The organism is Rhizobium tibeticum (assembly GCF_900110205.1).
GTDB lineage: Bacteria > Pseudomonadota > Alphaproteobacteria > Rhizobiales > Rhizobiaceae > Rhizobium > Rhizobium tibeticum.
This window is the reverse complement of sequence record NZ_FOCV01000036.1, coordinates 18,369-32,523: the sequence shown is the minus strand read 5'-3', so window position 1 is coordinate 32,523 and position 14,155 is coordinate 18,369. Positions and strand designations below refer to the sequence as shown.

Genomic DNA, 14,155 nt, shown 5'->3' with positions numbered 1-14,155 from the left:
AGGATATTATGCGAAAGCATTTACTAGCGACAACAGCAAGCATGTTGCTGGCCATGGCGGGCTCCGCCTATGCCGGCATGGATGAGGCGAAAACCTTTCTGGACAAGGAAGTCGGCGAACTGTCGACGCTTCCCCGCGCCGACCAGGAAAAGGAAATGCAGTGGTTTGTCGATGCGGCAAAGCCGTTTGCCGGCATGGATATCAAAGTGGTTTCCGAAACCATCACCACGCATGAATATGAATCGAAGGTTCTGGCGCCAGCCTTTACCGCCATCACCGGTATCAAGATCACGCATGACCTGATCGGCGAGGGTGACGTCGTCGAAAAGCTGCAGACGCAGATGCAATCCGGCGAGAACATCTACGACGCCTACATCAACGACTCCGATCTGATCGGTACGCATTGGCGCTATCAGCAGGCACGCAGCCTGACGGACTGGATGGCCAACGAAGGCAAGGACGTCACCAACCCGAACCTCGACATCGACGACTTCATTGGCAAGTCCTTCACTACGGCGCCGGACGGCAAGCTCTATCAACTGCCAGACCAGCAGTTCGCGAACCTCTACTGGTTCCGCTACGACTGGTTCAACGACGAGAAGAACAAGGCCGACTTCAAGGCGAAGTACGGCTACGATCTTGGCGTTCCGGTCAACTGGTCTGCCTATGAGGACATCGCCGAGTTCTTCACGGGTCGTGAGGTCGGCGGAAAGAAGGTCTACGGCCATATGGACTATGGCAAGAAAGACCCGTCGCTCGGTTGGCGTTTCACCGATGCTTGGCTCTCCATGGCCGGCAATGGTGACAAGGGCATCCCGAACGGCAAGCCGGTCGACGAGTGGGGTATCAAGGTCGACGAGAACTCACGTCCGGTCGGCTCGTGCGTTGCACGCGGCGGCGACACCAACGGCCCGGCGGCGGTCTATTCCATCCAGAAGTACCTCGACTGGATGAAGGCCTACGCTCCGGCGGCGGCCCAGGGCATGACCTTCTCGGAGTCCGGCCCGGTCCCGTCTCAGGGTGAGATCGCGCAGCAGATCTTCACCTACACGGCCTTTACCGCCGATTTCGTCAAGCCGGGTCTGCCTGTTGTGAATGAGGACGGCACGCCGAAGTGGCGCTTCGCCCCATCGCCGCATGGCGTCTACTGGAAGGACGGCATGAAGCTTGGTTATCAGGATGCTGGCTCCTGGACGCTGATGAAGTCGACACCTGACGATCGCGCCAAGGCTGCGTGGCTATATGCGCAGTTCGTGACTTCGAAGACGGTGGACGTGAAGAAGAGCCATGTTGGTCTCACCTTCATTCGCGAATCCACCATTCGCGACAAGAGCTTCACGGAACGTGCTCCCAAGCTCGGCGGTCTGGTCGAGTTCTACCGCTCGCCCGCCCGCGTGCAGTGGTCGCCGACCGGCACGAACGTTCCTGACTATCCGAAGCTGGCACAGCTGTGGTGGCAGGCGATCGGCGATGCGTCGTCGGGCGCGAAGACCCCGCAGGAAGCCATGGATTCGCTTTGCGCAGAACAGGAGAAGGTCCTGCAACGCCTGGAGCGCGCCAAGGTTCAGGGCGATATCGGTCCGAAGCTCGCCGAAGAGCATGATCTCGAATACTGGAACAAGGACGCGGTCGCCAAGGGTAACCTCGCTCCCCAGCTGAAGATCGAAAACGAGAAGGAAAAGCCGGTTACCGTCAACTACGACGAGCTCGTCAAGAGCTGGCAGTCGAAATGATCGGCGCGTTGGCCGGGGTGTATCCCCGGCCAACGCCAACGCCGGCGGCATAACGTCGGCACCACATCACTCGTATGAATGACCCATCGCATCAGCTGGCGCGTTCGCGGCGGCGAGGCGAACTATTGCGCCGGAGAAGACAATGAGCGGCCATATTCTCGCGATCGACCAGGGCACGACGTCCTCGCGCGCGATCGTCTTCGACGCCGGGATGAAGATGATCTCTTCCGCGCAGGAAGAGATCAAGCAATCCTATCCCAAACCAGGTTGGGTCGAGCATGACCCGGGCGAGATCTGGACCACGGTGGTCAATACGGCACGGAAAGCCTTGGCAGACGCCAATGTTGCAGTGGTCGATATCGCCGCAATCGGTATCACCAACCAGCGTGAGACGACCGTTGTCTGGGAGCGAAAGTCGGGCAGGGCGCTCTACAAGGCAATCGTATGGCAGGATAGGCGCACGGCCGAGGTCTGCGACAGTCTCAAGGCTGACGGTTACGAGAAGCTCTTCAGCGCTAAGACGGGTCTGCTGCTGGATCCTTATTTTTCCGGAACGAAACTGCGCTGGCTGCTCGATAATGTCGACGGATTGCGCGAGCGTGCCGCGGCTGGCGAGGTGTGTTTCGGCACTGTCGACAGCTGGCTGATCTTCAATCTCACCGGCGGACGCGTTCATGCCACGGATGCCACCAACGCGTCGCGAACGCTGCTTTTCAATATAACGGAGGGCCGGTGGGACGACGAGCTTCTTGGCCTCCTCAGGATCCCGGCAGCCATGCTTCCGGAGGTCAAGGACTGCGCGGACGATTTCGGCGTCACCGATCGCGATGTCTTCGGGGCGGCCATCCCAATCCTCGGTGTTGCCGGCGACCAGCAGGCGGCCACTATCGGCAATGCCTGCTTCAAGCCCGGCATGATGAAATCGACCTATGGGACAGGCTGCTTTGCCCTGCTGAACACAGGGCGGGACTGCGTGGCATCCAGCAACCGGATGATTACGACGATCGCCTATCGGCTCAGCGGCAAGACGACCTATGCGCTGGAAGGCTCGATTTTCATCGCCGGTGCAGCCGTGCAATGGCTCCGCGACGGCCTTGGCCTTATTTCACAGGCATCGGAGAGCGGCACGCTTGCGACGCGAGCCGATCCCAATCAGCAGGTCTATGTGGTACCGGCCTTTACGGGGCTCGGCGCTCCTTATTGGGATCCAGAGGCGCGGGGCGCGATTTTCGGCTTAACCCGAAACAGCGGCCCTGCCGAATTGGCGCATGCGGTACTCGAATCCGTGGCCTACCAGACACTCGATCTGCTGATCGCGATGCGGAAGGATTGGGGCGGCCATCACATTGAGACGGTCCTGCGCGTCGATGGCGGTATGGCCAGTTCCGACTGGACGATGCAGCGTCTTGCCGATGTGGTCGGCAATCCGGTGGACCGGTCCGCTGTTCTGGAGACAACGGCGCTGGGTGCAGCCTGGCTCGCGGGTTCGAGAGCGGCGGTCTGGCCGGACCACGAGCAATTCGGAAAGGCTTGGGCTTGCAACAGGCGGTTTCAGCCGTCGATGGAGGAGGCCGAGCGGCAGACGAAGATCGCCGGTTGGCGCAATGCCGTGTCGCGTACGCTATCCGGCCAGCAACACGGCAATCCGCTGGCCTGAACCGCTCAATGTATGCTCGCCCATGAGAGGCGGCTGCGATGCCTTGCCTTTAAGCGTTCAGGTGACTGTCAGAAAATCCGGCCATGGCTGGCGAATATTATCGGCGGCCATGAACTACCTATGATCCAATCCTGGTTCCGTCGACGCCAAATCTGGACGCGGAGACGACCAATTGAAAGATAGTGCCCCCAAGGCCCGCCTGATTGACCGGCGGCCCGCAATCGGCAGCGTGAGCCTTTGCGTTGCTACCACTCTCTACCTGCTTTCTGTGACAAATCACGCGTTCTGGAGCACTGCCTATGGCGATTTCGCTACCGATCGTCTGTCGTTCGTGCTGTTTGCGATCGGTATTTCGGCAGTCAGCATGGCAATCCTCACTGCTTTCTCTGCGAAGTACGTTACCAAGCCGTTTCTGATCCTTTTCGTGCTCGCGGCAGCCGCCGGGTCCTGGTTTACCGATCAGTTCGGGGTGATCGTGGACAAGGAGATGATCCGAAATGCAGCTGTGTCGACAAGCGCGGAGGCAGGGCATTTGATAACGGTGCGCTTTGCGCTTCATATGCTGCTCACTGGAATATTGCCGTCGCTTCTCATCGTGTGGGTGCGGATCCGGCATCGCCCGGTGCTGTCCAAGCTTGCTCATAATACAGGCGTGATCCTGGCTTGCCTTTCGGTCTTCGCCACAGTCGGATTCGGCGACTACCGGGCCTTTGCGGGTGTCGGGCGGGCTCATAGGGACATCCTCGAGAGGTTAAATCCATTTGCGCCGATCACAAGCACCATTGGATTTGCCGTCTCGTCCGAGGAGGATGCGCGTGTCGCTGCTGCGCCGCTTGGCATGGATGCGCATCGGGTAAATACGGCCGGTCTAAACAAGCCGCGCGTGACAGTCATCGTCGCCGGCGAGACTGCCCGTGCAGACGATTTCTCGCTTGGTGGTTATCCACGCAAGACCAATCCGGAACTCGAAAAGCAGAACGTCATCTATTTTCCGAATACGAGCAGCTGCGGCACAGCGACGGCAATCTCGATTCCTTGCATGTTCTCCATCTATCCGCGGACGGCCTATACGCATCGCAAGGGCCTTGCGACCGAGAACCTTCTCGACGTGCTGAGCCACGCCAAGGTCGACGTGTCCTGGCTGGACAACGATACCGGCAGCTATCACGTGACTGACCGCGTCGCCTATACCTCGCTGCCGCAGTCTAACGATCCACGCTTTTGCAAGGACAGCGAGTGCCTTGACGCCATCCTGCTCGACAAGGTCGACGATTGGCTCGATCACGTGAAGGGTGACAGCGTCTTAGTCCTCCACCAGCTCGGCAGTCACGGACCTGCCTACTTCGCTCGTTACCCCGATGAGTACCGACGCTTCGTTCCCGACTGCCGGGCCAATGACTTTGGCAGCTGTACGGCCGAAGAGATCACCAACGCCTACGACAATACCATCCTCTATACGGATCACGTTGTTTCGACCGTCATCGACAAGCTCAAGCAGCATTCTGAGAAAGTCGCGGGTGCAGCGATCTACGTATCGGATCACGGTGAATCGCTTGGCGAGAACGGCATCTACCTGCATGGTGCGCCGTATATCGTGGCGCCGTCGCAGCAGACGCACGTGCCGTTCCTGGCGTGGGTCAGCGACGATCTCGCCAAATCCGTCGGCTTCGACATGAGCTGCATGGCCAAACAGACGGATGGCTCCCGTTCACATGACAACCTCTTCCACAGCGTGCTTGGGCTGATGGATGTGGCGACCAAGGTGTATGATCCGCATCTCGATGTTTTCGCCGCGTGTCGCCGACAGATGGACAAGACGGCAAGTATCCAGTGATGAACTAGTCAGCCTCGGTGTGCTGCCGCAGCGGTTAGCCGAGGCCTACTGGTATTGGCCGCCTCATTTCGGCGGCCACTCAGGATTCAGTGCTTGCGGTTTGCCGCTTTCATCCGCTCCGAAAGTTCCGAGAGCCCGAAGGGCTTCACCAGGAAATCGTCTGCGCCACTTTGCAGGCCCTCGATCTGATCCGAGGTCTGGTCATGGGCTGTGAGAATGATGACGGGGACGAAATTCGCTTGTCGTCTAAGCGCCTTCAGCAGAGTAAGGCCGTTGCCATCAGGTAAGCGCAAGTCGAGCAGAATTACGCCGTACTTGCCGGTTCCGGCCGCTTCAGTCGCTTCGGCGAGGTTAAGGCACCAGTCGACTGAATGACCGTCGGCCGCGATGTGATCGCGCACGGCATCTCCCAGCAGGACGTTGTCCTCAACCAACAATACGTTCACGCGTCATCTCCCTGCTGCGTGCCTGCCTTGCGGCAGCATGCCCAGTCACCATGATGGTTTCGCTTGGGGGCGTCGCAGAGCGTCGCCAGGATTTCTAATGAGGTCGCTAGCTGACAGTGGCCTTAAAGCTGTGTGTGGGTCGCGTTCAAAAGCTGCCGTTGCGAGCGCTCCGAAGCTGTGCCCTGGCAAGCGACCAGTCGAGCGAAATGTGCTCTTTGCGAGCTTTGAGCTCACGTCGGTGTTCTGACGTCGGAGCCTGCCAGTAGCGAAAGCTCACCCGCCGTTTTCATCACCATGGTGATCGTCTGGCTGATGTCGGGAGAGGCCGGCGCGTTGACCAGGGCAATATAGGGACAGGTAAGGGCTGCAATGCAGCGCCCGTCCGGCCCGAGGATCGGCGCCGACAGGTTATGGACGCCTGCCGTCTGCGCGCTCGCCATCATTTCGTAGCCACGCTCGCGGATGTGGGCGAGGCGCTCGTAAAACTCCGGTCCGAGATTCACCTCCTCGCGGCTGCGTGCATGTTCTGCGATCATCATCTGTCGTTCTTCGTGGCTTCGGAAGGCAAGAAGCACGTGGCCGGAACCGGTGTCGAAGAGACTAATATGGGAGCCGACGCGGATCGAGATGCCCCAATAGTCCGGCGCCTCGTGCTGGGCGATCACCACCGCCGAACCGCGATCAAAGACGACCAGATGGTTCGCCTGCTTGGTCCGTTGCGCAAGCTCGCGCATCAACGGTGTGGCAAAGGAAGCCAAGCGGCGCGTCGGCGCATGCAGTTGCGACAGCCCGAAAAGCTTGAGCGTCAGGGTGAACCGATCGCCCTCCAGCTTGGTTACGTAGCCGCGTCGCACGAGGCGGTCGAGCATGCGATAGAATTCGTTGGGGCTGCGATCGAGACGTTTGGCGATCTCCGCTTGGGTCAGCCCTTCCTCGACGCCGGCCAAAAGCTCAAGGATATCGAGCCCCTTGTCCAGCGCCGGGGCGCGGTATCGATCAGCGTCATCAGCTTCCATCAATTTCTCCTGTGAATACGAATTTACATATACAAATGTGCAATTGCCGAAAAGCGTAAGTTGACATCGGGTTGCCCGCCCGCACGTCTTGCATATAAAAAGAAAACTCATTCATGAGTTGTCGGCGGCGACGCAGCGTGGTCGTATTGGCGCGATGTTCCAAGCTTGCCGTCTGATTGGTCCGTGCCATCTATAGAACCGAATGCCCGCGTAACCGAATTCGAGAATGCCATGACCCGCATCACCGACCTTCGTGTCTTCGACCTTCGTTTTCCGACGTCGCAGAGCCTTGATGGCTCTGACGCGATGAACCCGGATCCCGATTATTCGGCGGCCTATGTGGTCTTGGAGACCGATGAAAGCGGCCTGTCCGGCCATGGGCTCACCTTCACCATCGGCCGCGGCAACGACATCTGCTGCATGGCGATCGAGGCGATGCGCCATCTGATCGTCGGCGCTGAGCTTGCCGATGTTCTCGCGCATCCAGGCAAATTCTGGCGGCATCTCACCAGCGACAGCCAACTGCGCTGGATCGGGCCGGAGAAGGGCGTGATGCATCTCGCGACAGGCGCTGTCGTCAACGCCGTCTGGGATCTGCTCGCCAAGCAGGCCGGCAAGCCCGTCTGGAGACTGGTGGCGGAGATGTCGCAGGAGGCGATCGCCGACATTGTCGACTATCGCTATCTGACGGATGTTTTGACCCGTGATGAGGCGATCGAGATTCTGAAGCGCGCGGAGACTGGGAAGGCCGAGCGGATCGCGACGCTCGAGACGGAAGGTTATGCCTGCTACACGACCTCGGCCGGTTGGCTTGGTTATGACGATGCGAAGCTGCGCCGCCTGTGCCAGGAAGCGATCGATGCAGGCTTCAACCATGTGAAGATGAAGGTCGGCCGCGACCTCGAAGACGATATCCGTCGCTTGAGGATCGCCCGCGAAGTGATCGGTCCCGACCGCTACTTGATGATCGATGCCAACCAAGTTTGGGAGGTGGGGCAGGCGATCGATTGGGTGAACAAACTCGCTTTCGCCAAGCCGTTCTTCATCGAGGAGCCGACGAGCCCGGACGATGTTGCCGGCCATCGCAAGATCCGCCGGGCGATCGGTCCGGTGAAGGTCGCCACCGGTGAAATGTGCCAGAACCGCATCATGTTCAAGCAATTCATCGCTGAAGGCGCGATCGATATCGTGCAGATCGACTCCTGCCGCATGGGTGGATTGAACGAAGTACTGTCTGTCCTGCTGGTCGCAGCGAAGTTCGGGCTGCCGGTCTGGCCGCATGCGGGCGGCGTCGGGCTTTGCGAATATGTCCAACACCTGTCGATGATCGACTACGTCGCCGTTTCCGGAACAAAGGAAGGGCGCGTTATCGAATATGTTGATCACCTGCACGAGCACTTCCTCGATCCCTGCGTGATCAAGGATGCGGCTTACGTGCCGCCGCAAAAGCCGGGCTTCTCCATTGAGATGAAACCTGCTTCGATCGCTGATTATACGTTTCGGGGATAGACCTTTTCCCTGCTGAGTACGCAGTCGCGGCCTCTTTATCTGGCGGGCGGCCGCCTCTGCCCGCTCGGATCGCACCGGCGACCTTCTCCATCGACTATGAATTACGCACAGGCTAGGTTCGTGCCCTGCGCGCTTCGTGCGGCAAGGCCATCGTATTCCCGGGGATTTTGACGATGTTTCTGACGGATGGAGAATTCAGCGAAATCAAGGCGTTTCGGCGTGAGCTTCACCGTTATCCGGAAGTGTCCGGTGAAGAGGGGCAAACCGCGTTGCGGCTGAAAGAGGAACTCAGTCTCACCGGATCCGATCGCATCGTTGCCGACATCGGCGGACATGGCCTAGCAGCCGTCTACGAGGGGGCGGCGTCAGGCCCAACGATCATGATCCGTGCGGAACTGGACGGCCTGCCGATCGAGGAAATCTCCGATGTAGCACATCGCTCGACCGTCCCGGGTAAGGGTCACCTCTGCGGCCATGACGGCCATATGGCGATCCTGATGGCGCTCGCAAAAGGGCTCGGGCAGAGGCGGCCTGCGAGAGGGCGGGCAATCCTGATGCTCCAGCCGGCCGAGGAGAACGGTGCGGGCGCGGCGGCCGTGCTTGCGGATCCGAAGTTTGCGACGCTGACGCCGGATATGTCGCTCTCACTTCACAATTTCCCCGGCGTCCGGCTCGGCCACGTCCTGCTGAAGGAAGGGCCGGTCAATTGCGCATCGCGCGGAATGAAGATCGTTCTGAAGGGCAAGACATCGCACGCGTCGTATCCGGAGCAAGGTATTGCGCCGACTTTCGCGATGGCGCGGCTGCTCGATGGCCTGACAACACTGGGGAACAACGGTCCGCTAGGCCCGGATTACTCGCTGGTGACGGTCACACATGCGCGTCTGGGGGAACCGGCGTTCGGCATCAGTCCCGGTGAAGCGCAGATCTGGGCAACCTTGCGGACGCTGACCGATGAAGCGATGAATGGGTTGGTTTCGCGCGCCGAGGAACTGGTACTGACCCAGGCGAAAGGCGGACAGTTGCAGGTGGAGATCAGCTACAAGGACGTGTTCCACCAGTGCTACAATTCCGCCGAAGCAGTGGCGCAGTTGCGCCAGGCGCTGGATGACGAGGGCGTGAGCCATGACGATGCAAGCAGCCTGCTGCCGATGAAAGCATCGGAAGACTTCGGTGTGTTCCGGACCGTGGCGCCCGCCGCGATGTTCTTTCTCGGGGCAGGCGAAGATCATCCGCGCCTGCACAACCCCGACTACGACTTTCCCGATGAGCTGATTGCGATCGGTTCGCGGATATTCATGCGGGCCATCAGAAACCTTCTCGGCTGAGCCACCGCCGTGCCGCCATCCCAAAGGAGCCATTGAACACTCGGCCGACGATCGACCGGAAAGCGAAGGTGCCGCTTCTCCCGCACACTGCCGCTTCATGGACAGACGCGTCGGTCGCGGCCTTCGCAACTGTCTTGCGCGCGATTGAAAACGAATCTCTCAGGTTGAAACTAAGATCGCGATCGCTGATCGACTTGCGCGCCGATTTGCGCAATATTTTCGGCGGCCGATGCCTGCACTGTTTGCGCTTGGCATCCGATCGACACCATTCGACGTCCTCCAGAGTGCAATGGGATTATCATGTTTGCTCAAGACATCATGAATACCGACATCACGACGATCAGCGCCGACAGCAGCGTACATCAGGCAATCGACCTGATGGTTGCCAAGAACATCAGCGGCCTGCCTGTGATCGACAACGATAGCAACCTTTGTGGCCTGCTGACGGAGGGCGACCTGCTTCGCCGCATCGAATTCGGTGGCGGCAGATCCGCCGGCAACCCCGATGAAACATCGCTCGTCGATTTCGATGACTATATCCGCAGCCGCAGCTGGCGGGTATCAGATGTCATGTCCGCAAGCGTGATCAGCGTTACGCCCGACACGCCGGCGGCGACCGTCGCCGAGGTGATGTTCCGGCACAAGATCAAGCGTGTTCCCGTCGTCAGCGGCAAGCGACTCCTTGGCATTGTCAGCCGCATCGATCTCCTCAGGGGTATCGTTGCTGCACCGGCCGAGAGAACGGCAAGTGGTGACGATGCCCTCGCTCGTGCCATTCGAGCAAGACTGCAGGGCGACCTCGGTCTCGACACCGATGCGATCAAGGTATCGGTTCAGGATTCCAGAGCAGTGCTTGAAGGGACGGTATCCAGCGAACTGGAACGCCGCGCCATCCGCGTGCTGGTGGAGAACGTCAAGGGCGTCAGCGGCCTTATCGACAAGCTGAGCCTGGCCTGATTGGAGTTCCTAAAGCACGGTGCGATCTTTGAGATAAGCATGTCGCGCTTGAGTTCTTTGTCTTCACGCATGTCTTTGGCGCGAAGCCGGTTCCCGCCTTCGGGAGACATGCTTTAGGCTGCCGAGCGTAGGAGCTTTTTGGCGTGCGTTGCCATCAGGCGTTCCTCGTTTGTCGGGATCACGAGCGTCTTGAAATCACCGAGGAAACGGAGCCTTCCGAGGATTGCCTCGCGGACCGGGCCGGCGTGCTCGCCGATCCCGCCCGTGAAGACAAAGGCATCGATCCCGCCCATGGAGACGGCCATCATCGCGGCATGCTGGGCCGTTTTCAGAGCGAAATATTCGAGGGCGAAGGCGGCGTGCGGATCGTCGCTGCGAAGCAACGCCTCGACGTCATTGCTGATGCCGGACAATCCCTTCAGGCCGGAACGCTCATAGAGGATATCCTGGACCGTCTCGACGCCGAGATCCAAGTCGTGAAGCATGTAGAGGACGGCGCCGGGATCGATTGATCCGCTGCGCGTTCCCATCGGTATGCCGTCGAGCGCGGTCATGCTCATCGTGGTATCTACGCTGATGCCGTTCTTCAGCGCGCAGAGGCTGGCGCCGTTGCCGAGGTGGCCGACGACGACGCGGCCGGCACAGAGGTCCGGATAGTCCCTGGACAGCACCTGCGAGATCCATTCGTAAGAAAGCCCGTGGAAACCATAGCGGCGAACGCCTTTGTCACGCATCTCCTGCGGCAAAGCGAAGCTGCTGGTCAATTCGTCGTGCCCCGCGTGGAAGGCGGTATCGAAGCAGGCGATATCGGGCGCTCCGCTTGCGAGCCTAGCAGAAGCGGCGATGCCGGCGAGGTTGTGCGGTTGGTGAAGTGGCGCCAACGGGATCAGCGCTTCGAGGCGGTGCATCACCTGGCGCGTGACAATGACGGGCTCTGCGAAATCCTGCCCGCCATGGACGACGCGATGTACAACCGCGGCTGTGCGCCAGGCGTCGTCGTGCCCGCCGATGAGGTCCATCACGGCGCTGAGGGCCGAACCGTGATCCGTGTTCGCGGGCAGGGAGGTTTGCGTCTCTTGTCCACCGGGGAGCTTGGCGCGCATCTCAGGTGTGTCACCAATGCCGGTGACCTTGCCGCTCATCAGCACGTTGAGGGTCTGATCCTCGAAAATCTGAAACTTGAGGCTCGATGAGCCGGTGTTGAGAACAAGCAGCGTGTCGATCATCGAATTGTGCTCCGAGTCCGCTCACGTGAATGGTGAAACGATGCTGTGTCAGGAGCCGGGTGCCACCCGCGCGGCCGCTGAGATGACATTGACGCTGCCCCTGCGCGCCACGGTGGCCGTAGAAGATGTAGCTGTCAATTGTTTTTGCTTCGAAATTTCGCGTAAAGCGAGTCGCCTGCGGCGTCCCCTGGATGGCCTTTCGGAGATCAAAATCCTTTGAGATCTTAGGATTTTCTCTTTCCGCGTTGCACTGATCGGCCTATCTAGCGGTGGTGCTATTCGGCACTTATCGGATCCGGCTTCCTGCCGTTCAGCATCCAGTTCACACCGGCAGATCAATGATAACTATGCAGACGACAGAGAAAGACGATGCGGAGAGCATCCGCAGGGCAAAGACCGTAGCGCTGGTCGTCGCCGTCTCGTTCTTCATGCAGATCCTCGATGGCACCATCGTCACGACGTCACTACCGCAGATGGCCGCAAGTTTCGGTGTTCAACCGGTATCGATGAGTATCGGCATCACCGTCTACATGCTGACGATGGCGGCCTTCATTCCACTTTCGGGATGGCTTGGGGATCGATACGGCGCAAGGCGGATCTTCATCGCGTCCATTGCCGTCTTCACCGTCGCCTCGCTATTCTGCGGGCTCTCCGGCGGCCTTGCCGAGTTTGTCGTCGCTCGCGCCGTGCAGGGAGCGGGCAGCGCACTAATGACGCCGGTCGGCCGGATCATTGTCCTGAAGAATGCTCGCAAATCGGAACTCGTCCAGGCGATCGCGCTGATTACCTGGCCGGCGCTGACGGCTCCCGTTATCGGTCCGCTGCTTGGCAGCGTCATCACCACCTATGCAAGCTGGCATTGGAACTTCCTCATCAATCTGCCGATCGGAGTGCTCGGCATGGCGCTGGTTCTTCGCTTTGTGCCGGAGCAGCGCGAAGAGGATGCCGGCCGGCTCGATGTGCTGGGATTCGTTCTCAGCGCTGGCGGACTGACCTTCCTGCTGGCGGCACTTGAACTCTCCGTGAAATGGGATGGCGGCCTGCTGCCGATCCTGCTGATGCTCGCGGCCGGCATTGTATTGTCTGTCATGGCGACGCGACACTTCCTTCGAGTCAGCAATCCGCTGCTCGATCTATCCGCCTTCAGGGTGCAGACATACGCGATTGCGACCCTTTCGGCTGGGACGGCGAGCCGTGTCGCGATCAATGCCACGCCGTTCCTCTTGCCGCTCCTCTTCCAACTCGGCTTCGGACTGAGCTCGATCGAGGCGGGTGCCTATCTGCTGGTGTACTTCCTCGGAAATCTCGGCATGAAGGCCGTGACGACGCCGCTGCTCGCCAAGCTTGGATTTCGCACCGTGCTCTTCTTCAATGGGATGATTGCTGCGTTGTCGATTGCGGCCTGCGGCTTTCTCGTGCCCGAGACGCCACGCGCGATCATCTACGCGCTGCTGATGATTGCGGGCCTCTCGCGCTCGATGGAATTCACGGCACTAAACACGTTGGCTTTTGCCGACATTAATCCAGCGCAGCGCAGCTCTGCGTCCACGCTTTCGAGTATGCTGCAGCAAGTCTCGATGCTGCTTGGCGTCGCGATCGCGGCGGCGGCGCTCAACATCTCTGTCGCTTTGCGTAGCGTTGAAGGTCCGGGGCTCATCGATTTCCGCTGGGCGTTTCTTGTCCTCGGAGCAATCGGTATCATATCGTCACTGCGTTTCCTGCAGCTGGCGCCGGATGCAGGCGCCGAAGTGTCGGGTCACAAGATCGGCACGAAATAGTTTGCGCTTTGCAGTCGATCGGCCTTTGTCAGGAGGAAATATGGAACTCGGATATGTCTGCACGCCGCAAGAGGTCTTCGACTTCTGGTTCGAGGAGTGCGGGCGTGACCAATGGTTCAAGGCGACGTTGGAACTTGATCGGGATATTCGCCAGCGCTTCCGCGACACCCATCTTGCACTCTCGCGTGGCGTGACGGAGGAATGGCGCTCGACCCCGAACAGCAGGCTTGCCGCAGTGATTGTGCTCGATCAGTTTCCGCGCAACATATATCGTGCGACGCCGCTCGCGTTCGCCACCGACGGGCTTGCGCTGCGCGAGGCAAAGCTCGCGCTGGAAGCCGAAGCGGACCAGCAAGTCAGCCCGGAATGCCGGACGTTCTTCTACATGCCTTTCGAGCATTGTGAAGATCTGGAGGAGCAGGAGCGAGCCGTGGCGTTGTTCAGGGCGCTTGGCGATGAGGAATATGTCGACTATGCGCTTCGCCACCGGGAGGTGATTGCAGTCTACGGTCGCTTTCCGCATCGAAATGTCATCGTCGGGCGGCAATCGACCACGGCAGAACTGGAATATCTGGCACAGCCGGGCGCCGGCTTCTGAGCGCGTCGCCTTTCTGTCGCCTTTCTTTCTTATGAAAAGCTGGAATCCAATTTGATCCAGCAAACCCGAGCGG

At 59.8% G+C, this 14,155-nt stretch carries 12 protein-coding genes; 9 read left to right on the top strand and 3 right to left on the bottom strand.

The window, feature by feature from the left end; all coding sequences use genetic code 11:
- The first annotated feature begins 8 nt into the window (after positions 1-8).
- From BSG20_RS28245 to BSG20_RS28235, 3 genes are all read left to right on the top strand, one after another.
- Positions 9-1,733, top strand: coding sequence for an ABC transporter substrate-binding protein (locus BSG20_RS28245; protein WP_072380700.1), 1,725 nt, complete (start codon positions 9-11; stop codon positions 1,731-1,733).
- A gap of 142 nt (positions 1,734-1,875) precedes the next feature.
- Complete coding sequence (gene glpK, locus BSG20_RS28240) at positions 1,876-3,390, top strand: glycerol kinase GlpK (protein ID WP_072380698.1); 1,515 nt, start codon at positions 1,876-1,878, stop codon at positions 3,388-3,390.
- 172 nt (positions 3,391-3,562) lie between these two features.
- Positions 3,563-5,224, top strand: a complete 1,662-nt coding sequence (locus BSG20_RS28235; protein WP_072380696.1) for a phosphoethanolamine transferase — start codon at positions 3,563-3,565, stop codon at positions 5,222-5,224.
- An 86-nt stretch (positions 5,225-5,310) separates the two neighbouring features.
- Here BSG20_RS28235 and BSG20_RS28230 read toward each other — a convergent pair whose 3' ends face one another.
- Positions 5,311-5,670 carry a response regulator gene (locus BSG20_RS28230; RefSeq protein WP_024314068.1) on the bottom strand — a complete coding sequence of 120 codons (360 nt, stop codon included), beginning with the start codon at positions 5,668-5,670 and terminating at the stop codon, positions 5,311-5,313.
- A 230-nt stretch (positions 5,671-5,900) separates the two neighbouring features.
- A complete protein-coding gene (locus tag BSG20_RS28225; RefSeq protein ID WP_072380694.1) occupies positions 5,901-6,686 on the bottom strand; it encodes an IclR family transcriptional regulator in 786 nt (261 codons plus the stop codon).
- 231 nt (positions 6,687-6,917) lie between these two features.
- On the opposite strand from BSG20_RS28225, the gene BSG20_RS28220 reads away from it, so the two are divergent.
- The 3 genes from BSG20_RS28220 to BSG20_RS28205 all read left to right on the top strand — a co-directional run bounded on the left by BSG20_RS28220 (position 6,918) and on the right by BSG20_RS28205 (position 10,480).
- Positions 6,918-8,195, top strand: coding sequence for an L-fuconate dehydratase (locus BSG20_RS28220; RefSeq protein WP_072380692.1), 1,278 nt, complete (start codon positions 6,918-6,920; stop codon positions 8,193-8,195).
- A gap of 173 nt (positions 8,196-8,368) precedes the next feature.
- On the top strand, positions 8,369-9,523 hold the full coding sequence (locus tag BSG20_RS28215) for an amidohydrolase (RefSeq protein ID WP_072380690.1): 1,155 nt from the start codon (positions 8,369-8,371) through the stop codon (positions 9,521-9,523).
- Positions 9,524-9,823: 300 nt separating this feature from the next.
- The gene (locus BSG20_RS28205; protein WP_072380686.1) at positions 9,824-10,480 is read left to right on the top strand and encodes a CBS domain-containing protein; all 657 of its coding nucleotides are present in this window, start codon (positions 9,824-9,826) and stop codon (positions 10,478-10,480) included.
- Positions 10,481-10,593: 113 nt separating this feature from the next.
- On the opposite strand, the gene BSG20_RS28200 is transcribed toward BSG20_RS28205, so the two are convergent.
- Positions 10,594-11,706 (bottom strand): acetate/propionate family kinase, encoded by a 1,113-nt coding sequence (locus BSG20_RS28200; protein ID WP_072380684.1) that lies wholly within the window; start codon positions 11,704-11,706, stop codon positions 10,594-10,596.
- Between BSG20_RS28200 and BSG20_RS35885 the strand changes: the two genes are divergently transcribed.
- The 3 genes from BSG20_RS35885 to BSG20_RS28190 all read left to right on the top strand — a co-directional run bounded on the left by BSG20_RS35885 (position 11,696) and on the right by BSG20_RS28190 (position 14,082).
- Positions 11,696-11,926, top strand: a complete 231-nt coding sequence (locus tag BSG20_RS35885) for a hypothetical protein (RefSeq protein ID WP_143147540.1) — start codon at positions 11,696-11,698, stop codon at positions 11,924-11,926. The genes BSG20_RS28200 and BSG20_RS35885 overlap by 11 nt on opposite strands.
- Before the next feature lie 118 nt (positions 11,927-12,044).
- Positions 12,045-13,484 carry an MFS transporter gene (locus BSG20_RS28195; protein WP_177309902.1) on the top strand — a complete coding sequence of 480 codons (1,440 nt, stop codon included), beginning with the start codon at positions 12,045-12,047 and terminating at the stop codon, positions 13,482-13,484.
- A 40-nt stretch (positions 13,485-13,524) separates the two neighbouring features.
- The gene (locus tag BSG20_RS28190) at positions 13,525-14,082 is read left to right on the top strand and encodes a DUF924 family protein (RefSeq protein WP_072380679.1); all 558 of its coding nucleotides are present in this window, start codon (positions 13,525-13,527) and stop codon (positions 14,080-14,082) included.
- The last annotated feature ends 73 nt before the right edge of the window (positions 14,083-14,155 follow it).

What these genes read in the sequence shown, in the direction of transcription:
- BSG20_RS28205 (WP_072380686.1), top strand. Translation starts at nt 9,824, where the DNA reads ATGTTTGCTCAAGACATCATGAATACCGACATCACGACGATCAGCGCC.
- glpK (WP_072380698.1), top strand. Translation starts at nt 1,876, where the DNA reads ATGAGCGGCCATATTCTCGCGATCGACCAGGGCACGACGTCCTCGCGC.
- BSG20_RS28225 (WP_072380694.1), bottom strand. Translation starts at nt 6,686, where the DNA reads ATGGAAGCTGATGACGCTGATCGATACCGCGCCCCGGCGCTGGACAAG.
- BSG20_RS28245 (WP_072380700.1), top strand. Translation starts at nt 9, where the DNA reads ATGCGAAAGCATTTACTAGCGACAACAGCAAGCATGTTGCTGGCCATG.
- BSG20_RS28215 (WP_072380690.1), top strand. Translation starts at nt 8,369, where the DNA reads ATGTTTCTGACGGATGGAGAATTCAGCGAAATCAAGGCGTTTCGGCGT.
- BSG20_RS28220 (WP_072380692.1), top strand. Translation starts at nt 6,918, where the DNA reads ATGACCCGCATCACCGACCTTCGTGTCTTCGACCTTCGTTTTCCGACG.
- BSG20_RS28190 (WP_072380679.1), top strand. Translation starts at nt 13,525, where the DNA reads ATGGAACTCGGATATGTCTGCACGCCGCAAGAGGTCTTCGACTTCTGG.
- BSG20_RS28200 (WP_072380684.1), bottom strand. Translation starts at nt 11,706, where the DNA reads ATGATCGACACGCTGCTTGTTCTCAACACCGGCTCATCGAGCCTCAAG.
- BSG20_RS28195 (WP_177309902.1), top strand. Translation starts at nt 12,045, where the DNA reads ATGATAACTATGCAGACGACAGAGAAAGACGATGCGGAGAGCATCCGC.